The following is a 16,284-nucleotide window of genomic DNA, read 5'->3' on the forward strand; positions in this document are numbered from 1 at the left end:
CCGCGCGCATCGTCCGCCATAAAGAACTTCTGTTCGTTTAAGCGGAACGGGGGCGTGGCTCCTCTTCCGTCTGGCCCGGCACAGGCGCTAGAACGACGTCCAGTGCGTGCCCGCCGGCCCCCGGAGTAAGTGATGACCGACCGTATCCCAGGCTTCAACACGCTGGCGATCCATGCCGGCGCCGCTCCCGATGCCACCACGGGTGCGCGGGCCACGCCGATCTACCAGACCACGTCCTTCGTGTTCGACGACGTGGACCACGCCGCCTCGCTGTTCGGGCTGCAGGCCTTCGGCAACATCTATTCGCGCATCACCAACCCCACCAACGCGGTGCTGGAAGAGCGCATCGCGGCGCTCGAAGGCGGCACCGCCGCCGTGGCTGTGGCCTCGGGCCACGCGGCCGAGTTCCTCACCATGCACGCGCTGATGCAGCCGGGCGACGAGTTCATCGCGGCCAACAAGCTCTATGGCGGCTCGATCAACCAGTTCAACCATTCCTACAAGAGCTTCGGCTGGAACGTGGTCTGGGCCGATACGGACGACCCGGATTCGTTCGAGCGGGCCATCACGCCGCGCACCAAGGCGATCTTCTGTGAATCCATCGCCAATCCGGGCGGGGTCATCACCGATATCGCCGCGCTCTCGGTGATCGCCCGGCGCCACAAGATCCCGCTCATCGTCGACAACACCATGGCGACGCCGTACCTGATCCGCCCCTTCGAGCACGGGGCCGACATCGTCGTGCATTCGGCCACGAAGTTCCTCGGCGGCCACGGCAATTCCATCGGCGGCCTCGTGGTCGACGGCGGCACCTTCGCCTGGGCCGGCGACGACCGCTACCCGATGCTGTCGCAGCCGCGCCCCGAATATTCCGGCATGGTCCTCTCCGAGACCTTCGGCAATTTCGGCTTCGCCATCGCCATCCGGGTGCTGGGTCTGCGCGATCTCGGGCCCGCGCTCTCGCCGTTCAACGCCTTCCTCATTCTCAACGGCATCGAGACCCTGCCGCTGCGGATGCAGCGCCATTGCGACAACGCGCTCGAGATCGCGACCCATCTCAACGCCCATCCGGCGGTGGAATGGGTGAGCTATCCGGGGCTGGAGACCGACAAGTACCACCAGCTCGCCCGGCGCTACACGCCGCTCGGCTCCGGCTCGGTCTTCACCATCGGCCTCAAGGGCGGCTACGAGGCCGGCGTGAAGCTGGTGGCCAATCTCCAGCTGTTCTCCCATGTGGCGAATATCGGCGACACCCGCTCGCTGGTGATCCACCCGGCCTCCACCACCCATCGCCAGCTCACCGACGCACAGAAATCCGCGGCCGGCGCCGGGCCCGAAGTGGTGCGGCTCTCCATCGGCATCGAGGACCCGGCGGATCTGATCGAGGATCTCGACGCGGCGTTAAGCGCTTGATTTTGCTGGCAGGCCTGGGCGCGATCCCGGCCCGACACCCCGGGTTGACCCTCGGCGGCGTCGGGACTACCCCGCGAACCATTCCTCCATCGAGATCGTTCGCATTGCATGACGCATGATCCTTTCGAGACTTCCGGCGAGCCCCCGGTCATCCTTGTCGTCGAAGACGACGGCCTTCTCCTGATGGAGGCGGCCGATACCCTGGTCGATGCGGGGTTCCGCGTCCTCGAAGCGCCGCAGGCCGACAAGGCGCTCACCATCCTCGAACGCAACGAGGAGATCGACCTGCTGATGACCGACGTGGACATGCCGCAGGGCTCCATGGACGGGTTCGCCTTGGCCCGCCTCGTCGCCCATCGCTGGCCGACCATCCCGGTCCTCGTCGTGTCCGGCATGGGCACGCCCGGCCCGCACGACATGCCCGAGGGCGCGCGCTTCATCCCGAAGCCCTACGCGCCCAACACCCTGGTCCGGACATTGCGGGCCTTCGCCAGGCGCGCTGCCTGACCCCGCCACCTCTTTCGAAGATCGCGACGCCCATCATGGCCACCGAGACCCGCCCGCTCCGCTTCGCAACCCAGGCCGTCCATGCCGGCGCGGCACCCGACCCTGCCACGGGCGCGCGCGTCCAGCCGATCTACTTCACCAACGGCTTCGTGTTCGAATCCACAGAGCAGGCCGCCGACATCTTCGCCATGCGGCGCACCGGCTTCTCCTATTCGCGCGGCTCGAACCCCACCGTGGCCGCCCTGGAGCGCCGGGTCGCCGCCCTGGAGGGCGCCAAGGCCGCCGTGGCCGTCTCGTCGGGCCAGTCCGCCCTCCTCCTCGTGCTGATGACGTTGATGAAGAGCGGCGACGCCTATGTGGCCTCGCCGCGTCTGTTCGGCGGCTCGCTCGGGCTGATGAACCGGCTCGACGCCCGCTATGACCTCAAGCCGCTCTTCGCCAAGGGCCTGACGCCGGCCGATTTCGAGGCCGCGATAACGCCGGAGACGAAGGCCATCGTCTGCGAGTCGATCGTCAATCCTTGCGCCACGGTGATGGACATCGCCGGCATCGCCGAAGTGGCCAAGCGCCACAACCTGCCGCTGGTGGTGGACAACACCCTCGCCTCTCCGGCCCTGATCCGGCCCATCGAGCACGGGGCCGACATCGTGTTCCACTCGACCTCGAAGTTCCTCGGCGGGTCCGGCCAGACCATCGGCGGCATCATCTGCGATGCCGGAACCTTCGACTGGCCTGCGGCGGAGGGGCGCTACAACCTCATCACCGAGCCCTGGGCCGATTACGATGGCCTCGTCGTCTCGGACCGCTTCCCCGATTTCAGCTTCGCGGTCGCCTGTCGACTCTTCGGCCTGCGCGATCTCGGCCCCGGCCTGTCGCCGATGAACGCCTTCCTGACGCTCACCGGCATCGAGACCCTGCCGTTGCGGATGAAGCGGCATTGCGAGAATGCGAAGGCCGTCGCCGCCTTCCTCAAGGACCACCCGGCGGTGGCATGGGTGAGCTATCCGGCGCTGCCCGGCCAGACGGGCGAGGAGTTGGCCGCCCGCTACGTGCCGGAAGGGCCGGGCTCGATCTTCACCTTCGCGCTGAAGGGCGGCCAGCCGGCGGCGGTGAAGTTCATCATGAGCCTGGAACTCGTCTCGCATCTCGTGAATATCGGCGAGATCAAATCCCTGGCGATCCACCCGGCCACCACGACGCACCGCCAGCTGAGCGATGCCGACAAGGCGGCGGCCCTGGTCGGCCCCGAGACCGTCCGTCTCTCCATCGGTCTCGAAAATGCCGAGGATCTGATCGCCGATATCGCCCAGGCGCTGGATCAGGTCGATTCCTGATCAGGCGAATTTGAGCTCGGTGGTCGCTGCGCTCTTCGGCTGCGCGACAGCGCCGCCGTGGTGCTTCAGGAACCACGGCACCCGGCTCTGCGGCATGGGCTTGCTGTAGAGATAGCCCTGCGCATAGGCGCAGCCCTGTTCGCGCAGGAAGGTCGCCTGCGCCTCGGTCTCCACGCCCTCGGCGGTGACGTGTAGGCCGAGGCTCTGGCCCAGTTGAACCACCGCCGTGACGATGGCGGCGTCGTTCGGGTCCCGCTCAAGATCGCGCACGAAGCTGCGGTCGATCTTGATCTCGTCCACCGGATATTGCTTGAGGTGGGTCAGCGACGCGTAGCCGGTCCCGAAATCGTCGAGCGCAACGCGTACACCGGCGCTGTGCAGGCTCGCCAGCACCGCCGAGACTCGGTCGCCATGGCCGCCGAGCAGGACCGTTTCGGTCACCTCCACGCCGATCCGGTCATGGGAGAGGCCCACGGCGGCCAGATCGGAGATCAGGTTCTCGGCGAGGTTCTCCTGGGCGAACTGGGCCGAGGACAGGTTCAGGAACACCCGGCCGGGATCGTACCCTTGCGCGATCCAGCTTGCCAGATCGGCGAAGATCTGGCGCGCGAGGACGGTCCCGACCGCGACCCCGATCTCCGCGTCGTCGAACACCGTGGAGAAGCTGGCGGGCGCCAGGAGTCCGCGGCTCGGATGCTGCCACCGCGCCAGGGCTTCGAACCCGATGATCTCCCCCGTGGCGAGGCCGATCTTCGGTTGATAATACGGAATCAGCCCGCCGACTTCGAGGGCCGACCGCATCTCGCGGGCGACGGAGACGCGGTGCTCTATATCCGCCCGAAGCGCCGGGACGAACAGCGTCGCCCGGTTCCGCCCGGCCGCCTTGGCCGCGTAGAGGGCGAGGTCGGCATTGGTGAAGAGGTCGGTCGGATTGGCGGCGTGTTCCGGGAACAGGGCGAGGCCGAGACTGGCACGCGGCGAGACCACACGCCCCGAGACGGCCATCGACGGTTTCAGGACTTCGAGGATCGCCCGGGACAGGGCGTGGATGCGCCGGCTCGGCTGATGGCGATCCTTCTCGCACAGGGCGATGATGACGAATTCGTCGCCGCCGAGCCGGGCGACGAGATCGTGCTCGCCGATGATGTTGCCGAGACGCCGGGCGACCTCCTTGAGCAGAGCATCGCCCGCATCGTGGCCGAGGGTGTCGTTCACCTCCTTGAACGCATCGAGATCGATCAGAATGAGGCCGACGCGCTGGCCGGATGCCTCCGCCTTGCTCAGCGCGGCGTCGAGGGTCGTCTGGAACAGGGCGCGGTTCGGCAGACCGGTGAGGACGTCGCGCTGGGCGGCGAGGCGGATCCGCTCCTCCACCGCCTTGCGGCTCGTCATGTCGACGAGGCTGGAGATCACACGGGTCGCGCCGTCCATCTCCACGATGACCGCCGACAATAGGGCGTCCCGGCGTACACGGCCCGAGACGCCCGTGGCGATCTCGATCTCGCTGGCGGTTCCGCTCCGGTCGAGTTCCGCCTGGATCACGCGCCGGGTCGGCCCGTCAACCAGATCGCGTATTGTGTATCGGGTCAGCTTTTCGCCATCGTCGAGTCCGTAGAAACAGCTCGCGGCGTCGTTGGCATCGACGATCTGGCCGTCATCGGCGCGCGACACCACGATTGGAATCGGCGCTGCCTTGAACATCGTCTGGAACAGGCGCCGGCTTTCCGCCAGTTCCGCATTGGCGCGCCGCTCCGCCTGGGTCGCGGTCCATTCCAGACGCCTCAGGCGGTTCGACCGCACCACGAACAGCAGCGTGGCGACGTTGGACAACAGGACCGCGAGACAGATGCCGAGGGCCGTGGACGGCATCGGCGGCGGCAGGAGATAGCCCGCCACCAGCGCGGTGGAGGCGATCGCGCTCGTCGTCAGGCTCCAGAGAAAGCGCGTCGGCATGACGATCATGTAGATCGCCGGAAGCAGCAGCATCACGAAGAGCGCGATGTCGGATCGCGACGAGCACAGGACCGCGACGCATCCGGCGACGAGGATCTCCCATGTCACCATCACCACCTGCAGCCTGCCGAAACCGGTGACTTTCCAGGTTGCCAGCAGGCTGGCGAGGGACAGCAGGATGATACCGGCGCGGGCGGGTACGGCGACCCAGAAATGGATCTGACCGGCGAAGCGCCAGTCGCTGAGCAGGAAGAGCGTGTTGAGGAGAATGGCGCAGAGAAAGATCAGGCGCGCATGGCGCAGGGTCTCGGGAAAGCGCTCGTCCTGAAACGCCCTTTCCCGATCGACCGAGACGAATTCGCCGCCGATGGCGTTGAGTCTATGCTTCCACATGGCGCCCGACACTCGCATGCAAAAGTCGCGCAGGCGTTAAGAACCAACTAGATTGATAACATTTATCAGCCTGGAGGCTTAGTTCGGGTCAGAGCGCGCAATGCTCCGCGAAACGTCCTGACATCCTGTTCGGTCATTGCCATGCGATGCAGCATGTCACGCATGTTGCGGGCGATGACATCCCGCTTTTCCGGCGGGTAGAATCCGCCCGCGTCGAGACTGGCTTCCAAGCTGGCGACGAGGGAGGCCATCGCCTCGCGTGTGGCGGGTGGAGATTGCATCTCGCCGGTGAAGGGGAGCCGGGCCTGGCCCGAGGCCTTGCGCCATTCGTAGCCGACGAGGAGCACCGCCTGGGCAAGGTTGAGGGACGGAAAGTCCGGGGAGACCGGAAAGGTGACGATGGCGTCGGCCAGCGACACCTCGTCGTTGGTCAGCCCGATCCGCTCGCGGCCGAACATCACGCCGACGAGTTGTCCCGCCCGCGCGGCCACATCCGCCATCGCCTCGTCGGGAGCATAGGCGCGCTTCATCTGTCCGCGCTCGCGGGCCGTGGTGGCCAGGAGATAGTTCAGGTCGGCGATGGCCTCCGGCACCGTGGCGAAGACGGTGGCGCCGTCGAGGACATGCGTCGCCCCTGAAGCGGCCTCCCGCACGCCCTTCTTGGGCCAGCCGTTCTTGGGGGCCACGAGGCGGAGTTCGGCGAGGCCGAAATTGGCCATGGCGCGGGCGACCATGCCGATATTCTCGGCCAGCTGCGGTTCGACCAGGATGATGACGGGGGCGATCATCGACGCCCTCTGCCACGGGTCGGCCCGGACGGAAAGTCCGTTTGGGGAGGATGGGGAGCCGCGGGCACCGTCGGCGCCGCGGCTCCCCCTTTCGCAGTGGAAACGCTCAGATCTTACCGTCGAGACCCATCTGGTAGTATTTGTGGATGATCTTGTCCTGGTTCTCGAGGAGCCAGTCGATCGAGGGCTCGTTGGTCATGGCCTTGCGGATCGCCTCGGTCATGCCCTTGCGCTGGATCTCGAACAAAGCCTTGTGATCGACCGTCTCGGCCTCGATCACGCCGGGGCTGAGCCAGACCGAGCAGATGATGCCAAGATCGTTGGCCTTCTCCTTGGGGATATAGCCGAGGCGCACCGCGTCGAGGACGCCGTTGGCGATGGCGAACTGCACCGTGCCCATGAGGATGGAGGTGTATTTGCTCTCGGTGACGCTGACCTTAGAGACGCAGAGCGTCACCGGCCGCACCATGATGTCGGTGTTCAGGAGCGCGAAGACGCGGGAATGACCCACCACCTGATCGCCCGTGAGGGTGGCGAGCGCCGTGCCGACCGGCCCGTCGAGTTCGCCGATGATGACCTCCGGCTCGGAGGCGGTGTTGGGCGGGCCGCCGGCGACCAGGGCCTCGCCGGCCCGCAGGATGATGCGTTCGCTCATGGAGATATCCTTCACAGAAATCGGAATGGGCCGCAGATTCCCGGCCCGAGGGCGGATGTCCAGAGCCGGCCGGGAATTATCTCGGTCCCCGACGCAGTTCCCGATCTGTAAGGGGCACGGCTTTCGCGTCCTGTTGCAGCGCGCTATGACCGCGGGCGAGCGGGAGCGCGGCCGGTCCCGGCCGCGTGATGAGAAAGGTTCTGAGGATCATGTCGAAGATCAAGGTGGCGAACCCGGTCGTCGAACTCGACGGCGACGAGATGACCCGGATCATCTGGAGCGAGATCAAGAACAAGCTCATCCATCCCTATCTCGACCTCGACCTCGATTATTACGACCTCGGCGTGGAGCACCGCGACGAGACGAACGACAAGGTCACCGTCGATGCGGCGGAGGCGATCAAGCGCCACGGCGTCGGCGTGAAATGCGCCACCATCACCCCCGACGAGCAGCGGGTGGAGGAGTTCAAGCTGAAGGAGATGTGGCGTTCGCCCAACGGCACGATCCGCAACATCCTCGGCGGCGTGATCTTCCGCGAGCCGATCATCTGCAAGAACGTGCCACGCCTCGTGCCGGGCTGGACCCAGCCCTTCGTCATCGGCCGCCACGCCTACGGCGACCAGTATCGCGCTACCGACTTCAAGGTGCCCGGCAAGGGCCGCCTGACCATCAAGTTCGAGGGTGACGACGGCACAGTCATCGAAAAGGAAGTCTTCAAGTTCCCGGCCGCCGGCGTCGCGATGTCGATGTACAATCTCGACGAGTCGATCCGCGATTTCGCCCGCGCCTCGCTGAATTACGGCCTCGCCCGCAAGTACCCGGTCTACCTCTCGACCAAGAACACCATCCTCAAGGCCTATGACGGCCGCTTCAAGGACCTGTTCCAGGAAGTGTTCGACGCCGAGTTCAAGGCGAAGTTCCAGGCGCTCGGCATCACCTACGAGCACCGCCTCATCGACGACATGGTGGCCTCCTGCCTCAAATGGTCCGGCGGCTACGTCTGGGCCTGTAAGAACTACGACGGCGACGTGCAGTCGGACACCGCCGCCCAGGGCTTCGGCTCGCTCGGCCTGATGACCTCGGTGCTGATGACGCCGGACGGCCAGACCGTCGAGGCGGAAGCCGCGCACGGCACGGTGACGCGCCACTACCGCGAGCATCAGAAGGGCAAGGAGACCTCCACCAATTCCATCGCGTCGATCTTCGCCTGGAGCCGTGGCCTCGCCCACCGCGCCAAGCTCGACGACAACGGCGACCTCGCCAAGTTCGCCAACACGCTGGAGAAGGTCTGCGTCGACACGGTGGAAGCCGGCTTCATGACCAAGGATCTCGCCCTCCTCGTCGGCCCAGAGCAGAAGTGGCTCTCCACCACCGGCTTCCTCGACAAGGTCGACGCGAACCTCAAGACCGCCATGGCCTGAGCGCGAAGTGCGGGTTCCCCTCTCCCCGCCGGGCGGGGAGAGGACGTCGTCCTCCCCTTGTCGGGAGGCGACGTGAGCCCGGCAGGGCGAGGGTGAGGGGGTATCTCCGGGTATGGCTCCTTCGGACGCGCCCCCTCACCGTCGGCTGCCGCCTCGCCACGCCAACGACAAGGTCGCCGCTTCCCTCTCCCCGCGTGCGGGGAGAGGGGATTCGCGCCGGCCGTCCTTCGTTTAGGATGAGGGCCTTGCTGCCTCGGCATTCCGCTTGCGGGTCGCGGCGGCTTTCTTTGCCGAGGCGGAGCGTTGCTCGGCGGTGCGGGAGGCCGAGGCCTTTCCGCCGGCGGCTCCGCCCTTGTGGGCCGCCGGGTGAGAGCTCGACTTGCCCCTCCCCGATCCGCCCGGATGCTTGCCGCCGCCATCGTCCTTGTTGACGGTCGCCCAGGCGCGGGCCTCGGCTTCCTTCTCCGGGACGCCGCGCTCCTCGTAGGATTCCGCGATGTGTTCGGCCTTGCGGATCTGCTTGTCGGTGTATTTCGACTTGTCACCCTGTGGCATGGCGAGTTTCCCGTATCGGGCCCCTCGCCGCTGCCTCAGCTGTCGTCGGTCGGACCGTCCAGGATGGCGCGAACGCGGCGGATGAGATCGGTACGGCGATAGGGCTTGTTCAGAAGGTCGAACTCCGAACCCCCGGCATCGGTTCGCTCGAGACTCGCCTCGGCGTAACCGGTGGTCAGCAGGACCTTCAATCGGGGTTGCCGCCGCCTGGCCTCGCGGGCGAGCATGATGCCGTTCATCCCGCCCGGCATGATGAGGTCGGTGAACAGCAGGTCCACCGAACCGCTCGAATCCAGGATTTCCAGCGCCTCACGGCCGTTCTGGGCCATCAACAGTGTGTAGCCGCTGTCGCGTAGGATGGTCCGCGCCAGTTCGGCCACGTCCTCGCGGTCGTCGACGATAAGGATGGTCTCGATCCCCTGGCGATCGACCGTCCCCGACACGGCGCGGTTCGGCTCCCGGTCGTCCTCGGCGGCGGCGGGGAAGGACAGGCGGACGCGCGTTCCCTTGCCGACGACGGACTCGATCTGCGCCGCGCCCCCGGATTGCCTGGCAAAGCCGTAGACCATCGAGAGGCCGAGCCCCGTGCCCTTGCCCTCGTCCTTCGTCGTGAAGAACGGCTCCATCACCCGTGCCAGGATCGGCGGCGGGATGCCCGCCCCGGTATCGGCGATGGTCACGGTGACGTAGCGGCCCTCGCCCAGGGAATCCGATCCGCCGAAATCCTGTGAGCCCAGATCCTGCGCGCCGATATCCCGGTTCTCGGTGGAGATGACGACTGTGCCGCCCTCCGGCATGGCATCGCGAGCGTTGATGAGGATGTTGAGCAGGGCGACCTCGGCCTGAGCCGGGTCGACACGGCAGTTCCAGAGGTCTTCGCTCAAGTCGAGCCGCAGCGTGATCGCATCACCGAGGCTGCGCGCGGCCATATCCTCCATGCCCTTCACGAGGGCGTTGAGATTGACCGCGCGGCCATCGAGACGCTGCTTACGCGCGAAGGCGAGAAGCTGCTGGGTCAGGGTGGTCGCCCTTTCGGCGGCGGTACGGATATTGTCGGTCGCGCGCCGAAGGCGGTTACGGTCCGCATCCGGACGGTCGAGACCGTGGCTCAGGATATCGATGTAGCCGACGATGACCTGGAGAAGGTTGTTGAAGTCGTGGGCGATGCCGCCGGTCAGCTGGCCGAGCGCCTCCATCTTCTGGGCCTGCCCCAACGCCTCCTCGACGGTGCGGCGGCGGGAGACATCGAGCTGCGAGGCGAAGAAATACACGAGGTCGCCGGCCGCATTGTAGATCGGCGCGACGAACAGGGCGTTCCAGAAGGTCGATCCGTCCTTGCGGTAATTGATGATCTCGGTGGAGAATTCCCGCCGGGCCTGGATCGCCTCGCGCAGGGCGTTCACGCTTTCCCGGTCGGTGTCCGGCCCCTGCAGGAAGCGGCAATTGCGACCGATGATCTCCTCGGTTGCATAGCCTGTCAGGCCCAGGAAGGCCTTGTTGACGAAGACGATCGGGTTGTCGTCCTGCCGGGGGTCGGTGACCACCATCGGCATCCGGGTCGCCTCGACAGCGGTGAAGAAGATGTCGCTGGTGTGATCGGCAATCTCCGACACCGCCCCGGTTCTCACGCGCGGCGGTTCACCTGCAGGCGGTTTCTCGGGGCTCTCGGTCATCATCGGTCGGTTGTTTTGCCAGGCAATGAATGTGGGTCAGGAATGCCCAACGGCTGGCGCTTCATCCGTTTCCCTCGACAAATCCCGCGATGACGACGCAGGTGCCAACGGCGCCCGCGTCGTCATCGATCGGAATGGCCCGGAGTCGCGCCCGACCGCTTGGGTCGGGACGCATCTCCAGGCCTTTGTTCCGCCGCGCCCGTCCTGGCCGAAGCGGCATCCACTTCGTCGGAGCGCGCTTCAAGTCGCCGAGGGGGCGAAGCGCACGCTCTCGATATTGGCGCGTTCGAAAGCCTGCATCACGTGCTGGTAGGACCGCTCCATTTCGGTGGCCTCGTCGCCTTCGGTCTCCTCGGGCTTCAGCACGAACATCAGCATCGAGCGTCCGGTGACCTCGTAGCGGTCGCCGATCTCCCAGGTGCCGACCTCCTGGCTGTCGGGCAGGTTGGTGTCGAGGAGCCGGGTCCAGCCGACGCCGCCGACCGAGCTCGGCAGCGTGAACGAGACGAGGTCGCTATAGGCGTTGTAGAGGATCAGCAGCGTCGCATCGCCGCCCCGGCGATGGATGCCCGAGGCCTGCGCGCGTCCGTCGAGCAGGACCGCGATGGAATGCGCGCCGCCATCCGTCCAGTTCTCCGTGGACATCTCCTCGCCGTCGGGGCGCAGCCACGTCACGTCCTTGACGCCGAGATCCTCGTCATAGGCGCCGGAGAGGAAGCGCCCGCGGGTGAGGATCGGCAAGGCTTCGCGCAGGATGGTGAGGCGCTGCGTGAATTCTGCGAGGTCGCGGCCCGCCTCGTCGATCCCCTCCCAATCGAGCCAGGAGATCTCGTTGTCCTGGCAATAGGCGTTGTTGTTGCCGCCCTGGCTCCGGGCGAATTCGTCGCCGGCAAGCAGCATCGGCGTTCCCCGCGAGAGGAACAGCGTCGCCATCATGTTGCGCATCTGGCGGGTGCGCACCGCCTTGATCGCCTCGTCGTCGGTGGGGCCTTCGACGCCGTAATTGTTGGAGAGGTTGTGGGAATGCCCGTCCCGCCCGTCCTCGCCATTCGCGAGGTTGTGCTTCTCGTTGTACGAAACCGTATCGTTCAGCGTGAACCCGTCATGGGCGGTGAGGAAGTTCACCGAGGCCCAGGGCTTACGCCCGCGCTTGTTGAACTTGTCGGCCGATCCGGTGATGCGCGAGGCAAGGCTCGGCAGCAGGCCGGAATCTCCGCGCCAGTAGCCGCGGACATCGTCGCGGAACCGGTCGTTCCATTCCGCCCAGCCCGGCGGGAAGCCGCCGACCTGATAGCCGCCGGGGCCGCAATCCCACGGCTCGGCGATGAGCTTGACCGAGTTCAGCACCGGGTCCTGCCGGCAGGTATCGAGGAAGCCGCCGCCCTCGTCGAAACCGTGCGGCTCACGCCCCAGGATGGTGGCGAGGTCGAAGCGGAAGCCGTCGACCCGCATTTCCGTCGCCCAGTAGCGCAGGGAATCGGTCACCAGCTGCAGGACGCGCGGGTGTGACAGGTTGAAGGTGTTACCGGTGCCGGTATCGTTGATGTAGTAGCGCTCCTCGCCCGGCATGAGCCGGTAATAGGAGGCGTTGTCGACGCCCTTGAACGACAGGGTCGGGCCCTTCTCGTTGCCCTCGGCGGTGTGGTTGTAGACCACGTCGAGGATCACTTCGAGGCCGGCGCCGTGCATGCGCGCCACCATCTCCTTGAACTCGGAGAAGGCGAAGTCCGGCACCGCCGCGTAGCGCCGCGCCGGGGTGAAGAACGAGATCGTGTTGTAACCCCAGTAATTCACCAGGTTCTTTTCCTGGAGATAATCGTCCTGCACGAAGGCATGGACGGGCAGGAGTTCGACCGAGGTGACGCCGAGGCTCTTGATGTAGTCGAGCACGGCCGGGTTGCCGAGACCGGCATAGGTGCCGCGCAGCTTCTCCGGCACGGCCGGGTGCAGCTTGGTGAAGCCCTTCACATGGGTTTCGTAGAAGATCGTCTTCTCCCACGGCACGTGGGGCTTGCGGTCCCGTCCCCAGGTGAAGGCCGGGTCGATGACGCGGCTGCGGCGGGTGAAGGGCGCCGAATCGCGCTCGTCGAAGGTGAGATCGTCGCCGGTCTCCATCTGGTAGCCGAACAGGGCCGGGTTCCAGGTGATCGAGCCGACGAGGCCCTTGGCGTAGGGGTCGATCAGCAGCTTGTTGGGGTTGAAGCGGTGCCCGGCCTTGGGCTCGTACGGTCCATGGACCCGGTAGCCGTAGATCGTGCCGGGACGCGCGTCGGGCAGGTAGCCGTGCCAGATCTCGTCGGTGTATTCGGGCAACTCGATCCGCTCGAGTTCCTGCTCTCCGGCATCGTCGAACAGGCAGAGTTCGACCTTGGTGGCATGGGCCGAAAACAGGGCGAAATTGACGCCGAGGCCGTCCCAGTTGGCCCCCAGCGGATAGGGCGATCCCTCTTTGATGCGCGACCGCACGGCCTTCGTCTGCGTGGCGGCCTGCGGCATCGGGGGGTTCTTAGCGACCATGATCACTCCAGGGTGGGCTCGCTGCGTGACGCGGAGCCCGACGGCATGAATTCCGCCGAGTGAACGCTGATGCTTGACCGTAAGGTCCGTGATCGTGGAAACTTTTTGCGTTGCGAGACGGACTCGCGCGCAGGCGCCGTACTATGATCCGGCCGCTTCGCCGCGCCCGGCATCTTCGCCGTTTTGGAGGCAGCTCATGTCTTTGGAGACAGCCCATGTCCGATAGACCCTCCGTCCTGCAAGCCGCCGCCGAACGGCACGGCGTGAGCATCGACGCCGTCCGCCACCTCATGCGCGCATTGGAGGTGGGCAACGGAACCATGGCGCAGTTCAACCATCCCGAACTCGGCGGTTTCGGGCAATGGTCGTCCGGCGGCATGACCATGATCGGCAACATGTTCGATGCCAATCTCAAGTCACGGGTCGCGGCTCTCTGCGCGGATCTGGCCCAATCCCTGCCCCCCGGCGGATGGGACGACGGCGCGGCATCCGGGAATTGGTGGCCGGCGGAACTCGGCCGACCGGCCACGTCCGGCTCGCAGAACAGCATGCGCTACGCCTATTTCCCGGATAGCCGGCTGCTCGCTGTGGAGACTGCGGGAACGCTCGTCCTCTACGATACCGGGCATTACGACATTTCCGGCGTCTCGCAGCAGCAGGGGGATACCCAGAGCCTTCGCTTCAGCGGCCGCAACGGCTATGTCGATCTCGAATCGCTCCAACGGGTCAGTGTAGCGCCTGCGCCGGATAGGTCCCTCGAGCCGAAGCCGTTCCATCCCGATCCGATCCCGTCGCCGATCCGCACCGAAGACCGCCCGCGTCCGGCACCGGAGCCGGATTTCCCGCAAGCCGGAGCCCCCTCGGGCGACGTCATCTCGACCCTGGAGCGCTTGTCCGACCTGCACCGCAAGGGCGTGCTGACCGAGGCCGAGTTCTCGACCAAGAAGGCCGAACTCCTCGCGCGGTTGTAGGGGCCCCATCGATCGGCGGGCGGTTTCTCGGGGCGTCTGCGGCGACGCATGTCCATCGCAGGCGGACGCCCCGTCACTCGTGATGGGAACGGCGCCATCTCACGCAATGGTCGTGGGGGCGCCGTCCAACCTCCGGACCCGCTCCCATTGTGTCGGTATTTGTTGTAACGACGATTCGATGACCAATGATGACATGCGCGAATCACGCGCCGCACTGATCCTGCTCGCCGTCGCGGTCGCGTCGGTCCTGATTTTCGGGGTGGTCACGATCCTGATTCAGCTCTGAGCCGAATGCCCGGATTGCGACTCGGCCGGCGCCTCAGTGGGTCCAGGGCGCCGTGCGGTTGAACTTGAAATTATCCGAATAGGACAGACCCTTGCGGATCACGGGCTTCTGGGGCTGCTCGACGCGGTAGGTGATGCCGTTATGGGTCGCGTAGGCCACGGCCTCTTCCTGCGTCTCGAACGACAGCCTGACCTGCTGCAGCATGTCCGACGAACCGGTCCAGCCCATCAGGGGGTCGGTGTCGCGCGGAGAGCTCTGGTCGAATTCCAGCACCCACGCTTTGGTGCGGGCCATGCCGGATTGCGTGGGATCCTTGGCGGGCTGGTAGATCCGGGCACTCGGCATCGTGGGGTCGATAGCTCCTGCAGGATGGAACGGCCGATAAGCACGCGATTGGTCGGGGCGATAGGATTCGAACCTACGACCCTCTGGTCCCAAACCAGATGCGCTACCAGGCTGCGCTACACCCCGACTGCCCGTTACGGCTCCATCGCTCTAGCGGTTGCCCGGTTTCGGCGCAAGCAGCCTCTCACGTGCCGAGCCGCTGGCGGTGAAATCCCGACCGATCCGCGCCCGCCGCCTTCGGCCTCCCTAAGGACGTCGATGGCGGGCGGTTCCGCTCGATCCCGTTTGGCGGACGTCGCGGCAGACCGCTATGTCTGCACCACGCTCATCTGTGACACGATCTGAACCTTGCGGAAGTCCTCCGGGAGGATCACCGCTTCATTGTATCTGCTGCCGCCGAGCTTGCAGAACAAAAATCCGCCTCTCATGCCGACCTCGAACTGTCGTCCCTTTTCCAAGATCAACCGGCCATTTCTTCCGTCTGATGCGACGATCTCTTCGAGAACGACAATTCTGTCTCCCGGCCGATACGATGCCTCGAACAGGGCTGGATCCACGTCGTCTTTCCAATGTGCCATGTCGTCTTGTCCCGTCTATGCAATTGGATATGGCTTTTACTCGAGCGATGGAATCGACTCGCACCGAGCCGACGCGGCGGGCCGCCGACCTGCAACCGTCATAGCGACAGAGTTCGAATCGGAAAAACCAAATTCCCTCGCCCGGCCTGCATCGCCTTGATGCGACCGCCCGAAACCGCGGGGCATTTGCAAATGTGGTGGAGGAGCCATTCGAGGCACGCTGATAGCCGCGTTGTACGGACGCGGAGAGTGAATCGCCGTTTGGGGCTTCAGGGTTCGAGCCCATATCCGCGACCCTGCGGTGCCGACGATCCCGGCACTTGGCATTCCCGCCCTTGACCCGTCCTGCGGATGTCCTGGCGGCGCCGGCGTTCAGAGCGAGAAAGCGACGCCGAGCTTTCGGTCCCGTCTCCAGACCACAGTACAGGCGCGGGGCTTCGCATAGGCCGTCATGACCAGGATGAACTCGTCCGGAACCGCCTCCGGAACTTCGACTTCGATCTGGGCGCCGGTTTCGGACTGGTCCCAGACCAGGCAGTCGATATCAGGCCGGTCGTTCCCGAATGAAAGCGCCCCGATGCGGAAGGCATCTTTGCGTGAGGCGCTGCGACGATTGGTGGTCACGTCATGGATCCCGATCAAACCTGATGTCGACTGTCATTGCAGCCGGTTAATTTTCAGGCCTTCGGTACGGCACTAGACGATCACATCGACGACGCGGTCCTGACCTGTCGGACGGGCGTTCAAGGTCGGTTCGGTGCGCGCGCCGACATTGACGGAGACGAGGTTGGACTCGGTCTCCCGCTTGCGCAGGGCGTCGATACGGGCGTTCGCCACCACGTCGGTGGCTTTCAGAACTCCGAGCGAGTTCAGCGAAACCGTGATCGTCATGGTG

15 protein-coding genes and 1 tRNA gene are annotated in these 16,284 nt (G+C 65.7%); 5 read left to right on the plus strand and 11 right to left on the minus strand.

Annotated elements, in window-relative coordinates; genetic code table 11:
• The first annotated feature begins 132 nt into the window (after positions 1 to 132).
• The 3 genes from ACYQML_RS21915 (at position 133) to ACYQML_RS21925 (ending at position 3,254) form a co-directional block, all read left to right on the plus strand.
• Positions 133 to 1,413, plus strand: a complete 1,281-nt coding sequence (locus tag ACYQML_RS21915) for an O-acetylhomoserine aminocarboxypropyltransferase (RefSeq protein WP_207413510.1) — start codon at positions 133 to 135, stop codon at positions 1,411 to 1,413.
• A gap of 108 nt (positions 1,414 to 1,521) precedes the next feature.
• On the plus strand, positions 1,522 to 1,920 hold the full coding sequence (locus ACYQML_RS21920) for a response regulator (protein WP_056432823.1): 399 nt from the start codon (positions 1,522 to 1,524) through the stop codon (positions 1,918 to 1,920).
• A gap of 35 nt (positions 1,921 to 1,955) precedes the next feature.
• Positions 1,956 to 3,254 (plus strand): O-acetylhomoserine aminocarboxypropyltransferase/cysteine synthase family protein, encoded by a 1,299-nt coding sequence (locus ACYQML_RS21925; RefSeq protein ID WP_419952179.1) that lies wholly within the window; start codon positions 1,956 to 1,958, stop codon positions 3,252 to 3,254.
• Here the strand turns inward: ACYQML_RS21925 and ACYQML_RS21930 are convergent, their stop codons facing one another.
• From ACYQML_RS21930 to ACYQML_RS21940, 3 genes are all read right to left on the minus strand, one after another.
• A complete protein-coding gene (locus tag ACYQML_RS21930) occupies positions 3,255 to 5,600 on the minus strand; it encodes a putative bifunctional diguanylate cyclase/phosphodiesterase (RefSeq protein ID WP_461234033.1) in 2,346 nt (781 codons plus the stop codon).
• 65 nt (positions 5,601 to 5,665) lie between these two features.
• The gene (locus ACYQML_RS21935; RefSeq protein ID WP_461234034.1) at positions 5,666 to 6,388 is read right to left on the minus strand and encodes an RNA methyltransferase; all 723 of its coding nucleotides are present in this window, start codon (positions 6,386 to 6,388) and stop codon (positions 5,666 to 5,668) included.
• Between the two features lie 106 nt (positions 6,389 to 6,494).
• Positions 6,495 to 7,043 carry a formaldehyde-activating enzyme gene (locus tag ACYQML_RS21940; protein ID WP_018042789.1) on the minus strand — a complete coding sequence of 183 codons (549 nt, stop codon included), beginning with the start codon at positions 7,041 to 7,043 and terminating at the stop codon, positions 6,495 to 6,497.
• Positions 7,044 to 7,252: 209 nt separating this feature from the next.
• On the opposite strand from ACYQML_RS21940, the gene ACYQML_RS21945 reads away from it, so the two are divergent.
• Positions 7,253 to 8,464 carry an NADP-dependent isocitrate dehydrogenase gene (locus tag ACYQML_RS21945; RefSeq protein ID WP_419952182.1) on the plus strand — a complete coding sequence of 404 codons (1,212 nt, stop codon included), beginning with the start codon at positions 7,253 to 7,255 and terminating at the stop codon, positions 8,462 to 8,464.
• A 231-nt stretch (positions 8,465 to 8,695) separates the two neighbouring features.
• Here ACYQML_RS21945 and ACYQML_RS21950 read toward each other — a convergent pair whose 3' ends face one another.
• From ACYQML_RS21950 to glgX, 3 genes are all read right to left on the minus strand, one after another.
• Complete coding sequence (locus ACYQML_RS21950) at positions 8,696 to 9,019, minus strand: plasmid stabilization protein (RefSeq protein ID WP_207413518.1); 324 nt, start codon at positions 9,017 to 9,019, stop codon at positions 8,696 to 8,698.
• Positions 9,020 to 9,054: 35 nt separating this feature from the next.
• Positions 9,055 to 10,692: a histidine kinase famiy protein gene (locus ACYQML_RS21955; protein WP_461234036.1), complete on the minus strand. Its 1,638-nt coding sequence runs from the start codon at positions 10,690 to 10,692 to the stop codon at positions 9,055 to 9,057.
• 240 nt (positions 10,693 to 10,932) lie between these two features.
• Complete coding sequence (gene glgX / locus ACYQML_RS21960; protein ID WP_419952183.1) at positions 10,933 to 13,209, minus strand: glycogen debranching protein GlgX; 2,277 nt, start codon at positions 13,207 to 13,209, stop codon at positions 10,933 to 10,935.
• A gap of 215 nt (positions 13,210 to 13,424) precedes the next feature.
• Here glgX and ACYQML_RS21965 point away from each other — a divergent pair, with 215 nt between their 5' ends.
• Positions 13,425 to 14,180, plus strand: coding sequence for an SHOCT domain-containing protein (locus tag ACYQML_RS21965; protein WP_461234037.1), 756 nt, complete (start codon positions 13,425 to 13,427; stop codon positions 14,178 to 14,180).
• Positions 14,181 to 14,499: 319 nt separating this feature from the next.
• On the opposite strand, the gene ACYQML_RS21970 is transcribed toward ACYQML_RS21965, so the two are convergent.
• The 5 genes from ACYQML_RS21970 to ACYQML_RS21990 all read right to left on the minus strand — a co-directional run bounded on the left by ACYQML_RS21970 (position 14,500) and on the right by ACYQML_RS21990 (position 16,280).
• A complete protein-coding gene (locus ACYQML_RS21970) occupies positions 14,500 to 14,811 on the minus strand; it encodes an ETC complex I subunit (RefSeq protein WP_056433142.1) in 312 nt (103 codons plus the stop codon).
• Between the two features lie 49 nt (positions 14,812 to 14,860).
• Positions 14,861 to 14,937 (minus strand) — tRNA-Pro (locus ACYQML_RS21975).
• 182 nt (positions 14,938 to 15,119) lie between these two features.
• Positions 15,120 to 15,389, minus strand: a complete 270-nt coding sequence (locus ACYQML_RS21980) for a hypothetical protein (protein ID WP_461234039.1) — start codon at positions 15,387 to 15,389, stop codon at positions 15,120 to 15,122.
• 372 nt (positions 15,390 to 15,761) lie between these two features.
• A complete protein-coding gene (locus ACYQML_RS21985; RefSeq protein ID WP_056433139.1) occupies positions 15,762 to 16,013 on the minus strand; it encodes a hypothetical protein in 252 nt (83 codons plus the stop codon).
• Positions 16,014 to 16,085: 72 nt separating this feature from the next.
• On the minus strand, positions 16,086 to 16,280 hold the full coding sequence (locus ACYQML_RS21990; protein WP_056432797.1) for a hypothetical protein: 195 nt from the start codon (positions 16,278 to 16,280) through the stop codon (positions 16,086 to 16,088).
• Between the last annotated feature and the right edge of the window lie 4 nt (positions 16,281 to 16,284).

This window comes from Methylobacterium sp. CM6244 (genome assembly GCF_054817885.1).